Raw genomic sequence first — 14,754 nt, 5'->3', positions numbered from 1 at the left:
CGCCCGCGAGGAGGAAAGGTCACGCCATGTCCGCGCCCATATCCGTTCCAGCACCCGCGACGCCGTCGCTGACGCCCGACGCCAGCCTCTCCGAGGAGCTGAAGGCCGAGCTCGCGCGCAACGCGTTCAACCCCTGCGTCGGCCAGGTGCTGCTGTCGCAGACCGACAAGGTGCGCGTCTGGCACATCACCATCGCGCCCGGCGAGCGGGTGGGCTTCCACCGCCACGTGCTCGACTATTTCTGGACCGCGCTCTCGGCCGGCACCGCTCAGTCGCACCTCAATGGCGGCCCGGCCCAGCGCGCCGAATACCGCGCCGGCGAGACGCGCCACCTCACCTTCAAGCGCGGCGAGTTCCTGCTGCACGACCTGGAGAACATCGGCGCGACGCCGCTCACGTTCGTCACGGTGGAGTTCCTCGCCAGCGCCAACGACCCGCTGCCTCTGCCCGCTTCCGTCACGCCCCGCACCCTCGACACCCAGGCCGCTTCCGCATGAACCACATGGCGCCCATCGAAACGCCCGTCTTCGCCCCCGGCATCTTCAAGGGGCGGGTCTTCCTCGTCACCGGCGCCGGGCGCGGCATCGGCAAGCTTCTGGCCGAGCGGCTCGCCGCGCTCGGCGGCCAGGTGGCGGTATGCGACATCGTCGCCGAGCGCGCCGAGGAGACCGCGAAGGCCATCGCCGCGGCCGGCGGCAGCGTCGCCGCCATGGCCGCCGACGTGTCGCGCGAGGCGGACGTGAAGCGCATGGTGGACGAGGTCGTCGCCCGCTTCGGCCGCATCGACGTGCTGGTGAACACCGCCGGCAGCTACGGCGCCGCCTACCGCGCCACCCACGAGACGCCGGTGGAGGAGTGGGACAACGTGTTCGCCTCGAACGTGCGCGGCTCGTTCCTGTGCGCCAAGGCGGTGCTGCCGCACATGATCGCCGGCGGCGGCGGACGCATCATCAACTTCGCCTCCAATGCCGGGCGCTCGGTGAGCCCGCTGCTGGGCTGCTCCTACACCGCGGCGAAGACCGCCGTGATCGGCATGACCCGCCACCTCTCGCGCGAGTACGCCAAGCACGGCGTGCTGGTGAACACCATCGCCCCCGGCCCGGTGGCGGGGGAGCGCGTCGCCGAGCTGCTCGACGGGCCGCAGGACAGCGCCGCCCTCAACGCGCAGATCCCCATCGGCCGCCTCGCCTCGTCCGCCGACATCGTCGACGTGGTGCTGTTCATGGCCTCCGACGCCTCGCGCTACATGACCGGCGCCATCCTCGACGTGTCCGGCGGCCTCATCCTCGCCTGACCCCGTTCCAACGACACCCGGACCACACCAAGAACAAGCAAGCTGGAGGAACCCGATGACCCTTTCGCGCAGAGCCTTCCTCGCCACGTCCGCCGCGGCCGTGACCACCTTCTCCATCGTCCGCCCGGCGTTCGCCGCCACCTACAAGCTGGCGAGCAACCTGCAGGCCTCGCACCCCATGCTGGTGCGCCTGCAGGAGGCGGCCGACAACATCAAGGCCGACACCAACGGCGCGGTCGACATCCGCGTGTTCCCGAACAGCCAGCTGGGCGGCGACCTGGAGGTGCTCTCGCAGCTGCGCGCGGGCGCGATCCAGTTCTACCCCCTCGCCGGCGCCCAGCTCTCGAACCTCGTGCCGGTGGCCTCGCTGAACGGCGTCGGCTTCGCCTTCGACGACATCGGCCAGGTGTGGAAGGCCATGGACGGCGACGTGGGCGCCCTGGTGCGCAACGCGCTGACCGATTCCGGCCTGTTCGTCTACGACAACATGTTCGACAACGGCTTCCGCCAGATCACCACCGGCTCGAAGCCGATCGAGAAGCCGACGGACCTCTCGGGCGTGCACATCCGCGTGCCGCCGAGCCCGCTCTCCACCTCGCTGTTCAAGGCCTTCGGCGCGGCGCCGCAGTCGATCAACTTCGGCGAGGTCTACACCGCGCTCCAGACCAAGCTCGTGGACGCGCAGGAGAACCCGCTGCCGCTGATCGACACCTCGAAGTTCTACGAGGTGCAGAAATACGTCTCCATGACCTCCCACATGTGGGACGGCTTCTGGGTGCTCGGCAACCGCGCCTTCGTGCAGAAGCTGCCCAAGGACGTGCAGGAAGTCATCGCCCGGCGCTTCCGCGAGGCCGCGCTCGCCGAGCGCGAGGACATCGTCAAGCTGAACGCCTCCATCGTCGAGAAGCTGAAGGCGGCCGGCATGACCTTCGTCACGCCCGACCGGCAGGCGTTCCGGACCGCGCTCGCCGCCACCCCCTTCTATTCCGACTGGAAGCAGAAGTTCGGCGACAAGGCCTGGTCGACCCTTGAGCAGTACACCGGCAAGCTCGGGTGAAGATGATGGACACGGCTGAGCTGACCCGCACCACCAGCGGCGCCGCGGGCGCCGCCCCCGGCATCCGTGCCGCCGTCGACCCGGCGCTCGATTTCCTCGAACGCAATATCGGACGGGTGGTCGACGCGGTGGCGGCGACGCTGCTGCTTGTCGATATCGTGCTGCTCGGCTCGGCGGTCACGGCGCGCTACCTCCTGCATATCCCCATCACCTGGATCGAGGAGCTGGCGACGCTCCTGTTCCTGTGGTTCGGCATGCTGGGGGTGGCGAGCGCGCTCCGGCGCGGCGTCCACATGCGCCTGTCCTTCTTCGTCAACATGGCGAGGCCGCGCACGCGGCTCGGCGTCGAGGTGTTCGCCTCCTTGATCCTGCTCGTCTTCCTCGCCAAGCTGATGGTGCCGGCGCTGGAGCTGATCGATCTCAACCACCCGCTGCGCTCGCCCAATCTCGGCATTCCCGGCTCGGTGGCCCCGCTCGCCACGGTGACGAGCGTCACGCTGATGATCTTCTTCCTGCTGGCGCGCCTTTGGCGCATGCTGCCGCCGCCGGTCTTCCTGCCCTGCGCGGTCGCGGCGGGCGCCGCGGCCTACGTGCTGGAACACGTGCCGCCGTTCATGATGGACCTCGGCAACCTCAACCTGCTGATCTTCTTCGGCGTGGGCGTGATCACGCTGATCATGATCGGCCTGCCCATCGCCTTCTCGTTCGGCACGGCGACGCTGCTCTACTTCCTGTTCACCACGGACCTGCCGCTGAGCGTCATCGTCGGGCGCATCAACGAGGGCATGTCGCACTTCATCCTGCTCACCATCCCGCTGTTCATCTTCCTGGGCCTGCAGATCCAGTACACGGGCATGGCGAAGAGCATGATCGACTTCGTCGCCGCCCTGATCGGCAATGCGCGCGGCGGCCTCTCCTATGTGATGCTGTGCGCCATGTACCTCGTCTCCGGCATCTCGGGGGCGAAGGCGGCGGACATGGCGGCCATCGGCCCGATCCTGTCGCCGGCCATGAAGGCCCGCGGCACCCGCGAGGGCGACATCGCCGCGCTGCTCGCGGTCTCGGCGGCGGCGGCGGAGACCATCCCGCCGAGCCTGGTGCTCATCATCATCGGCTCGGTGACGGGCATCTCCATCGCCGCTCTGTTCATCGGCGGCCTGGTGCCCGGCGTGGTGTGCATGCTGGCGCTCGCCATCGTGGCCTGGATGCGCTCGCGCAAGGAGGAGGTGGGCCGCAACACCCGCTCCTGGCGGCTGATCGCGAAGACCTTCATCACCGCGGTGCCGGCGCTGGCGCTGCCGCTCATCATCCGCGCCGCGGTGCTGGAGGGCATCGCCACCGCCACCGAGGTGGCGGTGATCGGCATCCTCTACGTGGCGGTGGTGGGCGCCATCACCATGCGCGGCATCGACATGAGGAAGATGGCCGACATGCTGGTGGAGACGATCGCCATCTCCGGGGCGGTGATGATCATCATCGCGCTCGCCGGCGCCATGTCCTGGGCCCTCACCCAGTCGGGCTTCGCGCAGACGCTGGTGGAGTTCATGACCAACCTGCCGGGCGGCAAGGCGGCCTTCCTCGCCGTGTCGATCCTCGCCTTCATCGTGTTCGGATCGATCCTCGAGGGCATCCCGGCGATCGTGCTGTTCGGCCCGCTGCTGGTGCCGGCGGCGCAGGCCATCGGCGTGCACCCGGTGCAGTACGCGATGGTGGTGCTGCTCTCCATGGGCCTCGGGCTGTTCGCGCCGCCGTTCGGCTACGGCTACTACACCGCCTGCGCGGTGGCGAAGGTCTCCCCCGACCACGCCATGTGGAACATGGTGCCCTACCTCGCCGCCCTTGCGGTGGCGATCGTGGTGATCGCCGCCTTCCCCTGGCTGAGCATCGGCTTCCTGTGAGCCTGCGGCGCTCCGCCCTCAGGCGAGGGCGGGGCGCCTGACGCGGGGGCCGTAGCGCCCGCTCATGCCGGCGACGAAGCCGAGCTCGTAGACGAGGTAGGCGAGCCCGGCCACCGGGATCAGCACCACCAGGCTGCGGCAGCCGGAGCGGTTGCGGTCGTGCCACCTCTTGGTGGCGAGGGCGGCCAGCGGCAGCAGCAGCGAGGCCGCGACGGCGGCTGCCGCGGTCGCCAGCGCCGGCACGAGATGGGCGGCGAGCGCCAGCCCCGCGCCGAGGGCGGCGAGGACGCCGAGGCCGGCCCAGAACTGGCGCCGCGAGATGCGCCCCCTGAAGCTGGCAAGAAGGAAGATCCAGTCGATCCGCTGTCCGGTGGTCATGGTGGTTGCCCTTCGGCCTGTCCAACCGGCGGGCACCTTGGCGGCGGGCGGTGTCGGCGCGATTTCCCGGACATTTCCCGCAGCAGGCGCGTCCTCGCCCGTCTGAAACCGAGGCGCGGGACGCGGGCGATTGTTTCAGCCGCGTCACAGCGTGGCGCCGCGCGCGAAAACGGCGTGAAACAGGCGCCTCCTAGCTTCCCGCGCATCCAGGGAGCCGGGGAGGCTGCAAATGAAGCTGTTCACGTTCGAATTCTCGCGCGCCATCGTCCATCTGGCGGCGGTGGCGATCGCCGCCGGGGCGCTCATGACCGTCGCGGGCGGCGCGCACGCGCAGGGCGGCGTCCCGCTGTTCAAGATCGTCACCGTGCGCGACGACATCGTCGTCGGCGTCACGCCGCAGGATGCGGCGGTGATCGGCGGCGCCGACGCCACGGCCCTTGGCCGGGCGCTGAAGTCGGGCGAGGTCACGCTCTGGCAGTACGCGGTGCGCAAGGCGCCGGACGGGGCGCTGGAGCAGGCGCCGCTCAAGCGCGTCAGCATCCTCGGCCACGACAGCCTGCGCGTCGAGCCCTACGCGACGCCGCTGCGCGTGGCGGCGCCCCAGCGAGCCGCCCCGTGAGCGCCGAAGGCCGCAGCCCCATGGCCGTCCGCACGATCCACGCGCGCCGCACGGCGGTCGCGCTTCTGGCCGGCGTTGCCTTCTGGTTCGCCGCTCCCGCGGCCCTGCGCGCCGAGCCGCCGGCCTGGATCGCCGAGGCCGGCCAGAAGCTGCCGCGCGGGCTCATTGCCGGCCGCGTGATGCGCCTCGACGAGGAGGGGCTGAAGGCCACCATCGCGGTGTTTCCCGCGGGGGCGGATTCCGTCGCCCATCCCGGCAGCGTGTTCACGCCGCTCAACGTCGCGGACGTGACCTTGAAGTCCGACAAGGGCGTGCTGTCGGTGGTGTCCGTGGCCGTGCGCGCCCGGCGCGCCGAGGAGGCGCCGAAGGACGACGACGGCGCGGACTTCGAAGCCGAGATCCTGAAGGCGCTCGCCGGCAAGAAGAAGGCCGAGCCCGGCGTCGAGCCCTGCCGTATCCGCGGCTGGTCGATGGACGAGAGCCGCGCCGGCCTCGCCGTGCGCGCCGCGCCCGCGGACGACGCGAAGATCGTCGGCCGCCTCGCGCCGCCGCTGCGCACGCCCGATTCCGGCCAGGGCTCGGAGGACGGCTGGCGCGCCGAGTTTGCCATCACCGGCTACAAGGACGGCTGGTTCCGCATCTCCGGCGCCACGCCGCCCGGCACGCCCTATGGCGACGATCCGCCGAAGGGGTACCCGAAGACCTATTCCGGCATGGGCTGGGTGCCCGCGACGGCGGTGGGCGGCGCCTACGCGAACACGCAGATGCCGGTCGCCCGCCTGCTCGCCTTTCCCCATGTGGACGCGCCGGGCGATGAGCCGGGCGGCCCGGACGGGCGGATGTCCATCGACGGCACGCTCACCCGCGTGCTGGCCTGCTCGGGGCCGTGGGTGCTGTCGGTGAGCAACGACTTCCGGCGCGGCTGGTGGCGCGGCATGTGCTCCAACCAGGCCACCAACTGCAGCTGAGCCTCCTCGGCGCGGCCGACACGGTTGACGTTGAGAAAACACGTTAAATCAAAGATCTAGAGCATTTCATCGATTCCGCGAACCGTGAGAATGCTCTAGAATGGCTCCACTGCGGGCATCTCAACCGAGGGGAGCGCCTCAGGCGGCAGGGCATGACCGTGGAAGAAGGGGGCTGGCGCATCGTCGTCGTGGACGACGAGGAGGCGCTTCGAGAAATCGTGTCCGAGTACCTGGCAGGCCAGGGCTTCCGGGTGCGCGGCGCCAGCGGCGGGCGTGAGCTCGACGCGCTGCTCGCCGAGGCGGAGGCGGACCTGATCCTGCTGGACCTGAACATGCCGCGCGAGGACGGGCTCTCCGTTGCCCGCCGGCTGCGGACCACGGGCAGGACGCCGATCATCATGCTCACCGCGGCGGACGACATCGTCGACCGGGTCGCCGGCCTGGAGGTGGGCGCCGACGACTACATCGTCAAGCCGTTCGACCTGCGCGAGCTGAAGGCCCGCATCCGCGCCGTGCTGCGCCGCGCGCCGGGACCGGCGCCGGCCGCCGCCGCAGCTCCCGCGCCCGCAATCCCGATACCCGCGGAGAGCGCAAACCTCGTGCCCTGCGGCGCCGTCTTCCTCGACATGGACGCCCATTGCCTGGTGCGCGCCGACGGCGCGCGCGAGACGCTCACCGCCATGGAGTTCGATCTCATCCGGGTGTTCATGCAGAACCCGAACCGGGTGCTGACCCGGGACCGGCTGCTCGACCTCGCCCACGACCGCGACAACGAGCCGTTCGACCGCAGCATCGACGTGCGGGTGACGCGCCTGCGCAAGAAGATCGAGAAGGACCCCGCCAAGCCCCAGGCCATCAAGACCGTGCGTGGCGTCGGCTATCTTTTCGTGCCGGGTCGGCGGGGCGAATGAGGATGCCTCCGGCCGGTGGCGGGCGCGGCCCGTCTCCGACCGGAGGCGTCACACGGAACGGGGGTGCGGGGTATCCGCCGTCCGGTGTCGGTGCGGGAGGGCGGCTGCGGTCCCTGCCCTCTGGCCGCGCTGTGCGCGACCGTTCCTGCCCTCGAGCCGCGCCGGGCGCGGCGGAGGTTTGGGAAATCCATGGTGGAGAATGCTTCCGGCCGGGGCGGGTGGAGCCGGCTCCGGCCGGAAGCTTCACACGGGCGGCGGTGCGGGGTCCCGCGGCCCGTGTGGTTCGGAATGCTCAGAGCGAGGCGGGCGCCGCCGCGGCGGCCCGCTCGCGGTGCTCCTGCGGCCGGTGGGCGGCGAGGATCATCACCGAGGCGACGGTCTCGTAGGCGCCGGTCCAGGCGGCGCGCAGCTCCGGCGTGAAGCGCGGGCCGAAATAGAGCGACAGCGTTTCGATGAGGGCGGTGCCCACGGTCGCGTAATGCTCGTCTCGCACGCCGTAGCCGGTATGGCGCACCGCCAGCGTCTCCAGCACCGGCACCACGGCCGGAAGGTTGCGCAGCGAGCCGACCACCAGCTTGAGCGCGGTGAGCAGCTTCTGGCCCTGCACCGCCATGTCGGTATCGCCGAACAGGCGCTTCAGCGAGGGGTCGTGGACGAACAGGCGTTCATAGAACAGCGCCGCCGCGGCGTCGCGCGCCGCATAGACGTCCGCGAAGCTCGTCTCCAGGAGTTCGATCTGATCGTCGCGCATGGGCCTTTCCCGGATCCTTCCGTTGCGGTGCGTAGGAAAGATCCTGGGCGGCGCGCGTTGCTGGCGCAGGTCGCAGGCCGTTCAGCCGTGTTTCAATTGTTTCGGCCGCCCGCAAGCGCTCCCGGGGCGGGACCGGCGGCGAGATCGCCCAGGAACGCCCGCACGTCCTGCGGCGTGAACGGCTTCTCGATCAGCGGGCAGCCGGAGCGGGCAAGGAAGCGCCCGGCCGCGGGCCCGAGCGTGTCGCCGGAGATGAAGCCGATGCGGCCCGACAGGTCCGGCCGGTGCGAGAGCAGCCAGTCATAGAGGCCGGGCCCGTCGCCGTCGGGCATGCGGATGTCGCACAGGATGGCGACGATGGGGGCGCCGCCGCCCGCGCCCGAGAGCAGGGCGCGCGCCTCGATGCCGCCGTGGGCGGAAACCGCGGTGTAGCCGGCATCCTCGGCGATCTCGCACAGCAGCCCGGCGATGTCCGGCTCGTCGTCCACCACCAGCACCGTGCCGCGCCCGGGCGCTGCCGTGGACACGGCGGGCGCCGCCTCGGCGCTGCCGGCGCCGGCCACCTGGAGCGGCAGCCGGATGGTGAAGGAGGCGCCGTCCTCCGGGCCGTCGGACAATTCCAGCGTGCCGCCATGGGCCTCGATCAGGCCGCGCGAGACCGCGAGCCCGATGCCGGTGCCCACCCCCTGCGGCTTGGTGGTGAAGAAGGGATCGAAGATGCGCGAGCGGATAGCGCCGGGGATTCCCGGCCCGTTGTCCGTGACGCGGATGTGCACCGAGCCGCGCGCCGGATCGCTTGCCGCGGCGATGGTGATGCGCCGCGCGCCGGACTGCTCCTGCAGCGCCTGCTGGGCATTCACCAGGAGGTTCATCAGCACCTGCTGGATTTGACCCGCATCGAGCATCAGCCGCGGCAGGCCCGGCGCGATCTCGATCGCGACCGTCACCCCGGAGGAGCGCATGTTGTAGGCCATGAGCTCGGTCGCCTCGCGCACCACGTCGGCGAGCTCGGTGGGGCGGCGCTCGGCCTCGCGCTGGCGCGCCATGTCGAGGAACGAGCGCACGATGCGCGCGCAGCGGTGGGCGGCGGCCTCGATCCGGTCGCAGCGCTGGAGCACCCGGTCGAGGCCCGGCACCGCGTCCGCCTCCTTCTGCACCTGCTCGCGCAGCAGCATGGTCTGGCCGGCGACCACGGACAGCGGATTGTTGAGCTCGTGCGCGACCCCGGCCAGGAGCGAGCCGAGCGCGGCGAGCTTCTCCTTCTGGTGCAGCGCGTCGCGCTGGCGCTTGATCTCCTCCTGCGCCGCCTTGGCGGCCGAGAGGTCGCGCATGTGGGCGGCGAACAGGCGCCGCTCGCCACGCGTGACATCGGTGATGGCCAGCTCGATGGGGATACGGGTGCCATCCGCCATGATGGCGGGCAGCTCCAGGCGCTTGCCCACCACGTGGCTGATGTTGGAAGTCAGGTAGCGCCGCATGCCCGAGGCATGGGCCTCCCGGAATTCCGGCGGGATGATGAGGTCGGCGATGGGCTGGCCGACGGCCCGCTCGCGCGCATAGCCGAAGGTGTGCTCGGCGGCCGGGTTGAAGTCCACCACAAGGCCGGCATCGTCCACCACCACGATGGCGTCGAGCGCGGTGCCGACGATGGTGGCGTGATAGGCCTCGGCCTCGATCTGCTGCTCGATGCGGCGCGCGATCTCCAGCTCCTGGAGCTTCAGCGCCGTGAGGTCGCGCGCCACCCCGAAGCACCCGGCGATGGGGCCGTCCGGCTCCGCGCGGTACGGGGTGACAACTTCCTCCAGATACATCCGGCCGAGCGTGCCGTAATCGACCCAGCCCTCGCGGCGGATCGGTTCGCCCGCGAACACCTTCTCCATCACCGGCGCATAGGAAGCGAACACCTCCGGCTCCAGGAACTGGCTCACGTGGGCGCCGATCACTTCCGCCTCGGGGCGGCCGATGAAGTCGACGAACTCCCGGTTGGCGAAGCGGCAGATGCCCCCCGCATCCACCAGCACGGCCCGGCCCGGTATGGCCTGGAACAGGGCGGTGAAGAGGTGGAGGTCCGCCGGCCGCACCAGGCTCTGCGCGTCAGCGGCGCCGGTCGCCGCCAGCTCCTGCCCGTGCCCGCTCGTGGTCATGACGCCCATCCGCCCCCTGTTGCGCCGCGCCGTTCCGCGCGGCGGCTCACGCCCGCGGCGCGTTTCCTTAGGCCATCATCGTTTCACGCCGGTTTCAACCGTGGAGCGCATATCTCCCGAGACGTTCGCCGCGCCGCGGGAGGCGGGGACGCGGCCGGGAATGGGCTATCCTGCGCGCCGGAGCCGGCCGGATTCTCCGTGCCGGGGCTGGGAGACGGCGGGCATCGCCGGAAGGGACGGACCAATGTCGGCAGGCGCGCGCATCCTCTCGTCGCTCAAGGCCTCCATCGGCGACGTGGTGTTCGGGATGGAGGACGGCACCGTTTCCATCTTCGGCCTCGTGTTCGGCGTCGCGATCAGCACCAGCGATCCGCGCACGGTGCTGATCGCCGGCGCCACCGGCGCGGCTGCGGCCGCGGTCTCCATGATGGCGGGCAGCTATCTCGACGCGGAATCGGTGCGCGACGCACGCGCGGCCCGGCGCGCCCGGGCGGTCGACCCGGTGGCCGCCAAGGCCGAGGCCGACGCGATCACCGCCGCGCTCGCGCGCGGCGGCATGGCGCCGCAGGATGTGGGCGCGGTGGCCTCCGCGCTCGCCCGCGCGCCGGCGGCCGCCGCCGGCCTGCGCTCCGAGCTGGCCGACGCCGAGGACGGGGCGAGCCCGGCCTCGCACGCCTTCTGGATGTTCGTGTCCGACCTGTTTGCCGGCTTCACGCCGGTGCTGCCGTTCGCCTTCCTGCCCATGGAGAGCGCCCGCATCGTCTCGCTGGTGCTCACCACGGTGCTGCTGGTGGCGCTCGGCGTGGGGCGTGGGCTGGTGGCGAAGCGCCCGGTGCTGCGCGCGACGCTGGAGACCCTCGCCATCGCCGCCTCCGCCGCGCTGGCGGGCATCGCCATGGGACATTTCCTGTCCTGACCGGGCTCCGGGCCGGCGGAGCGGATCAGGGGATGGTCGATGCCAGCCGCATGACGATGGCCATCAGCTCGCCTTGCCGGCGGATGCCGAGCTTCGCGAACACGCTGCGCAGCTGGGTCCGGGCCGTTTCGTAGCTGATGCGGTTGGCCTCGGCGACCTCCTTCAGGGCGCCGCCCTGTCCGAGGGCCTCGGCGAGCCGCGCCTCCGCGGGGGTAAGGCCCATCTCCTGCAGGTGGTGGGCGACCCGGCGCGGCGCGGCGTCCAGCGTGCGGATCAGCAGCAGGGCGCCGCCGGCGCCGAAGGTGATGAAGTCCAGCGGGTCGCGCTTGGGCCGGATCGGCACCGCCTCCGCGTAGAGCCAGCCCTTGCCGGAGGGCCGGCGCACGAGCACGCCCTTCGCGGCCGGCATGGCGCCGGGGAGGGCCGCGGCGATGGCGCCCTGAAGCCGCGCGTCGTCATCGCGCGCCGCGGCCTCGATGCGCCGCCCGATCACCTGCAGGCCGTCGCCGAGCAGGGCTCCGGCCACCGGGTTGACGTGCCGAACCTCGCCCGACGCCGACAGCATCACCACGCCCCAGGCGAGGCGCTCCACCGCCTCGGCGAGGTCGCCGGCCATCTGGCGCGCCTCCGCCAGCGCGGAGGTGACGGCGATGGCGCGCCCGAGATGGGGCGCGATGCGCGCCAGCGCGGCGACGTCCTCGTCCTGGAGCAGATCGCGCTTCAGGCTGCGCTGCACGCCGATGGACAAAAGCCGCCCCTGGCCCAGCGGCGCGATTGCCGCCATGGTCTGGCGGATGCCGTGCCGGCGCAGGAACTCCTGATAGAAGGGATCGCGGGCGATCTCCTCCTCGGTCATGACGACGCGGTCTGTGCCGACGATGCCGGGCCTGAGCCCGCGCTCCAGCACCCGCCGGCTCGCCTTGTCGTGGCGCCACCACTCGCGCTGGTAGTCGGCATTGGCCTCGGCGAGGGTGTCCGAGGCCAGCGCGCGCAGCGGTCCGTCGAGGCCGAGGGGAATCATGGTGGTGCCGAGGGCGCCCAGCGCCACCGAGAGGTCGCCCAACGCCTCCTGCCAGCGCTCCGGCGCGAGCGCCGCCGCATAGATGCTGTCCACCACCGCAAGCAGATCGTGCGCCGCCACCCCCCGCCCCCCGCGGCTTCCGGAGCGGCAAGTTAAACGTCATGGCACCCGAGAACGCAACCGCGCTGCTGGCGCGATCAGGCCCCCACCGCCTCCGCGCTCGGGGCCTCGATCTGGCTGACGCGGTCCATCACCGCCTTCTGCACCTTCTCGAAGGCGCGCACCTCGATCTGGCGCACGCGCTCGCGCGAGACGCCGAACTCGCTCGCGAGGTCCTCCAGCGTCATGGGGTCCTCGCTGAGGCGCCGCGCCTCGAAGATGCGCCGCTCGCGGTCGTTGAGCACCGACAGCGCGCCGGTCAGGGCGGCGCGGCGGTTGTCCAGCTCCTCGCTCTCGGCGAGCTGCTCCTCCTGGTCGAGGCGCTCGTCCACCAGCCAGTCCTGCCACTCGCCGCCTTCGCTGTCCTCGCGGATGGGGGCATTGAGGGAGGCGTCGCCCGACAGGCGGCGGTTCATGTCCACCACGTCCTGCTCGGTGACGCCGAGCTTGGTGGCGATGTGCTTCACCTGGTCCGGGCGAAGGTCGCCTTCCTCCAGCGCGGAGATCTGGCTCTTGGCCTTGCGCAGGTTGAAGAACAGCTTCTTCTGCGCCGCCGTGGTGCCCATCTTCACGAGGCTCCAGGAGCGCAGGATGTATTCCTGGATCGAGGCGCGGATCCACCACATGGCATAGGTGGCGAGGCGGAAGCCCTTCTCGGGCTCGAAACGCTTCACCGCCTGCATGAGGCCCACATTGCCCTCGGAGATCACCTCGGAGATCGGCAGCCCGTAGCCGCGGTAGCCCATGGCGATCTTCGCCACCAGGCGCAGATGGCTCGTCACCAGCTTGTGAGCGGCTTCGCGGTCGCCGTGCTCGCGCCAGCTCTTGGCGAGCATATATTCCTCTTGCGGCTCCAGCATGGGGAACCGGCGGATCTCCTCGAGATACCGCGTGAGCCCGCCCTCGGCGGAGGGAATGGGAACGTTCTTGACCTGGGCCATCAGAGGCCTCCTTGCGCTGCGGTCCCCGTCCGGGCGGCCGCGTTCGCGGCCGCATGACGCGCGCCGCGTCGTCTGATCATACAGATACGTTCGGGGCGCGAATAGGTTCACGCGCTCACGTCGATGCGAGTGCGTCCCTGAGCGCCTCGAGGTCCGGCGGCAGTGTGCTGTCGAAGACGAGCGTCGCGCCGGTCACCGGATGGGCGAAGCCGAGCCGCTCGGCGTGCAGCGCCTGCCGGCCGAGCCGGGCCAGCCTCTCTCTCGCGGCCTCCGGCAGCCGGGCCGCCTTGGTTCGGAAGCCCTGGCCATAGACCTCGTCCCCCAGCAGCGGATGGCCGATATGGGCCATGTGCACGCGGATCTGGTGGGTGCGGCCGGTCTCGAGCCGGCACCGCACGAGGCTCGCGACGGGGGCTCCATCGGTGCCGGGGTAAGTCTCCACCAGCTCCCAATGGGTCACGGCGTGGCGCCCGCTCTGGCGCACCGCCATCTTCTGCCGGTGCGCGGGATGCCGGTCGATGGGCGCGTCCACGGCCCCGCGCGTCTCCGGCACGCCCCAGACGAAGGCGAGATAGGCCCGCTCCAGCGGGCCGGTGCGGCCGTGGTCCGCGAACTGGGCGGCGAGGCCCTTGTGAGCGGCGTCCGACTTCGCCACCACCAGCAGGCCGGAGGTATCCTTGTCGATGCGGTGGACGATGCCGGGCCGCTTCACGCCGCCGATGCCGGAGAGGCTGTCGCCGCAATGGTGGAGCAGGGCGTTCACCAGCGTCCCGCCGGCATGGCCGGGGGCAGGGTGCACCACGAGCCCGGCCGGCTTGTCGATGACGATGAGGTGGGCGTCCTCGAAGGCGATGGCGAGCGGGAGGTCCTCCGGCACCGGCGCGGCCGGCTCTGGCGCCGGCACGGTCACCGTGAAAGCGTCGCCGGCATTGACCCTCAGCGCCGCGTCCCCTACCACTCGCCCGGCGAGCGCCACGTGCCCTTCGGTGATGAGGCGCTTGACGCGGGTGCGGCTCAGATCGGCGAGGTGCCGCGCCAGCACGCGGTCGAGCCGCTCGCCGGCGTCCTCGGGCGCGGCGACGACGGGGCGCCCGGCGCCCGCCGCGGGATCGAGCCCGTCGGCAAGCTCGTCCTCCAGATCGTCTTCTATCGCTTGCGCCGGCACCATCAGACCTCAGGCTTGCCCATGTTCCACCGCCCGCCGCCCATCGACACGCCCGACGAGGCGCTGACCCCCGAGCAGGAGCGGGTCATCGCCAAGTTCCGGCGCTTCTCCACCATCTCCATGCTGATCATGGTGCTGGGGGTCGCGAGCGTCATGGGCGTCATCGCCTACCGGATGATCCGCGCCAAGCCGCTGGCCGAGGGCGCCCAGACGGTGCTGCTGCCCAAGGGGGCGAAGGTCGTCTCGAGCGCGGTGGCCGGCGACGTGGTCGTCGTGACGCTGGATATAGGCGGTGCGGTGGAGATTCGCACCTTCGACGCACGCACGCTGGCGCCCGCCGGCACCCTGCGCTTCGCCGAGCAGCCCTGAGCGGGGCGGGACGGGAGCTTCGGCGACAGGCCCCGGGCGAGGCGGCCAGCCAGGCTCGCGCGAGGTGTCCCCTCGCTCCGCCGTCGCCCTCCGGCTTGACCGGAGGGCCCATGAGCGGCCGGGCGCCCTGACCGCGGCGGAATGGGTGCTCCGGTCAAGCCGG

Annotated in this window: 15 protein-coding genes; 9 read left to right on the top strand and 6 right to left on the bottom strand. The window is 71.4% G+C overall.

The window, feature by feature from the left end:
- Positions 1 to 26 precede the first annotated feature (26 nt).
- From V5F67_RS01595 to V5F67_RS01580, 4 genes are read left to right on the top strand one after another with little or no spacing between them, the layout of a single operon-like run.
- Positions 27 to 497 (top strand): cupin domain-containing protein, encoded by a 471-nt coding sequence (locus V5F67_RS01595; protein ID WP_394020469.1) that lies wholly within the window; start codon positions 27 to 29, stop codon positions 495 to 497.
- Positions 498 to 502: 5 nt separating this feature from the next.
- On the top strand, positions 503 to 1,294 hold the full coding sequence (locus V5F67_RS01590; protein ID WP_394020471.1) for an SDR family NAD(P)-dependent oxidoreductase: 792 nt from the start codon (positions 503 to 505) through the stop codon (positions 1,292 to 1,294).
- A gap of 55 nt (positions 1,295 to 1,349) precedes the next feature.
- The gene (locus V5F67_RS01585) at positions 1,350 to 2,351 is read left to right on the top strand and encodes a TRAP transporter substrate-binding protein (RefSeq protein WP_394020473.1); all 1,002 of its coding nucleotides are present in this window, start codon (positions 1,350 to 1,352) and stop codon (positions 2,349 to 2,351) included.
- A 2-nt stretch (positions 2,352 to 2,353) separates the two neighbouring features.
- Complete coding sequence (locus V5F67_RS01580; RefSeq protein ID WP_509210600.1) at positions 2,354 to 4,249, top strand: TRAP transporter large permease subunit; 1,896 nt, start codon at positions 2,354 to 2,356, stop codon at positions 4,247 to 4,249.
- Positions 4,250 to 4,267: 18 nt separating this feature from the next.
- Here the strand turns inward: V5F67_RS01580 and V5F67_RS01575 are convergent, their stop codons facing one another.
- A complete protein-coding gene (locus V5F67_RS01575) occupies positions 4,268 to 4,627 on the bottom strand; it encodes a DUF805 domain-containing protein (RefSeq protein ID WP_394020475.1) in 360 nt (119 codons plus the stop codon).
- 229 nt (positions 4,628 to 4,856) lie between these two features.
- Between V5F67_RS01575 and V5F67_RS01570 the strand changes: the two genes are divergently transcribed.
- From V5F67_RS01570 to V5F67_RS01560, 3 genes are all read left to right on the top strand, one after another.
- On the top strand, positions 4,857 to 5,246 hold the full coding sequence (locus tag V5F67_RS01570; RefSeq protein ID WP_394020477.1) for a hypothetical protein: 390 nt from the start codon (positions 4,857 to 4,859) through the stop codon (positions 5,244 to 5,246).
- Entirely contained in the window at positions 5,243 to 6,214 is a 972-nt protein-coding gene (locus tag V5F67_RS01565) for an SH3 domain-containing protein (RefSeq protein WP_394020479.1), read from the top strand. Before V5F67_RS01570 ends, V5F67_RS01565 begins: the two co-directional genes overlap by 4 nt.
- A 152-nt stretch (positions 6,215 to 6,366) precedes the next feature.
- Positions 6,367 to 7,125, top strand: a complete 759-nt coding sequence (locus tag V5F67_RS01560; protein WP_394020481.1) for a response regulator — start codon at positions 6,367 to 6,369, stop codon at positions 7,123 to 7,125.
- A gap of 292 nt (positions 7,126 to 7,417) precedes the next feature.
- On the opposite strand, the gene V5F67_RS01555 is transcribed toward V5F67_RS01560, so the two are convergent.
- Together V5F67_RS01555 and V5F67_RS01550 are read right to left on the bottom strand one after the other, a co-directional pair.
- The gene (locus V5F67_RS01555; protein ID WP_394020483.1) at positions 7,418 to 7,876 is read right to left on the bottom strand and encodes a globin family protein; all 459 of its coding nucleotides are present in this window, start codon (positions 7,874 to 7,876) and stop codon (positions 7,418 to 7,420) included.
- Between the two features lie 92 nt (positions 7,877 to 7,968).
- Complete coding sequence (locus tag V5F67_RS01550; protein WP_394020485.1) at positions 7,969 to 10,020, bottom strand: PAS domain S-box protein; 2,052 nt, start codon at positions 10,018 to 10,020, stop codon at positions 7,969 to 7,971.
- A gap of 244 nt (positions 10,021 to 10,264) precedes the next feature.
- Between V5F67_RS01550 and V5F67_RS01545 the strand changes: the two genes are divergently transcribed.
- Entirely contained in the window at positions 10,265 to 10,936 is a 672-nt protein-coding gene (locus tag V5F67_RS01545; protein ID WP_394020487.1) for a VIT1/CCC1 transporter family protein, read from the top strand.
- 25 nt (positions 10,937 to 10,961) lie between these two features.
- Here V5F67_RS01545 and V5F67_RS01540 read toward each other — a convergent pair whose 3' ends face one another.
- From V5F67_RS01540 to V5F67_RS01530, 3 genes are all read right to left on the bottom strand, one after another.
- A complete protein-coding gene (locus V5F67_RS01540) occupies positions 10,962 to 12,077 on the bottom strand; it encodes a helix-turn-helix transcriptional regulator (protein ID WP_394020489.1) in 1,116 nt (371 codons plus the stop codon).
- Positions 12,078 to 12,154: 77 nt separating this feature from the next.
- Positions 12,155 to 13,057: an RNA polymerase sigma factor RpoH gene (rpoH, locus tag V5F67_RS01535; protein ID WP_394020491.1), complete on the bottom strand. Its 903-nt coding sequence runs from the start codon at positions 13,055 to 13,057 to the stop codon at positions 12,155 to 12,157.
- A gap of 115 nt (positions 13,058 to 13,172) precedes the next feature.
- A complete protein-coding gene (locus V5F67_RS01530; RefSeq protein ID WP_394020493.1) occupies positions 13,173 to 14,225 on the bottom strand; it encodes an RluA family pseudouridine synthase in 1,053 nt (350 codons plus the stop codon).
- 18 nt (positions 14,226 to 14,243) lie between these two features.
- On the opposite strand from V5F67_RS01530, the gene V5F67_RS01525 reads away from it, so the two are divergent.
- Positions 14,244 to 14,591 (top strand): DUF6476 family protein, encoded by a 348-nt coding sequence (locus V5F67_RS01525; RefSeq protein WP_394020495.1) that lies wholly within the window; start codon positions 14,244 to 14,246, stop codon positions 14,589 to 14,591.
- The last annotated feature ends 163 nt before the right edge of the window (positions 14,592 to 14,754 follow it).

It is taken from the genome of Xanthobacter pseudotagetidis (genome assembly GCF_043194795.2).
Classification (GTDB): domain Bacteria; phylum Pseudomonadota; class Alphaproteobacteria; order Rhizobiales; family Xanthobacteraceae; genus Xanthobacter; species Xanthobacter tagetidis_A.
This window is presented reverse-complemented; position numbering and strand designations above follow the sequence as displayed.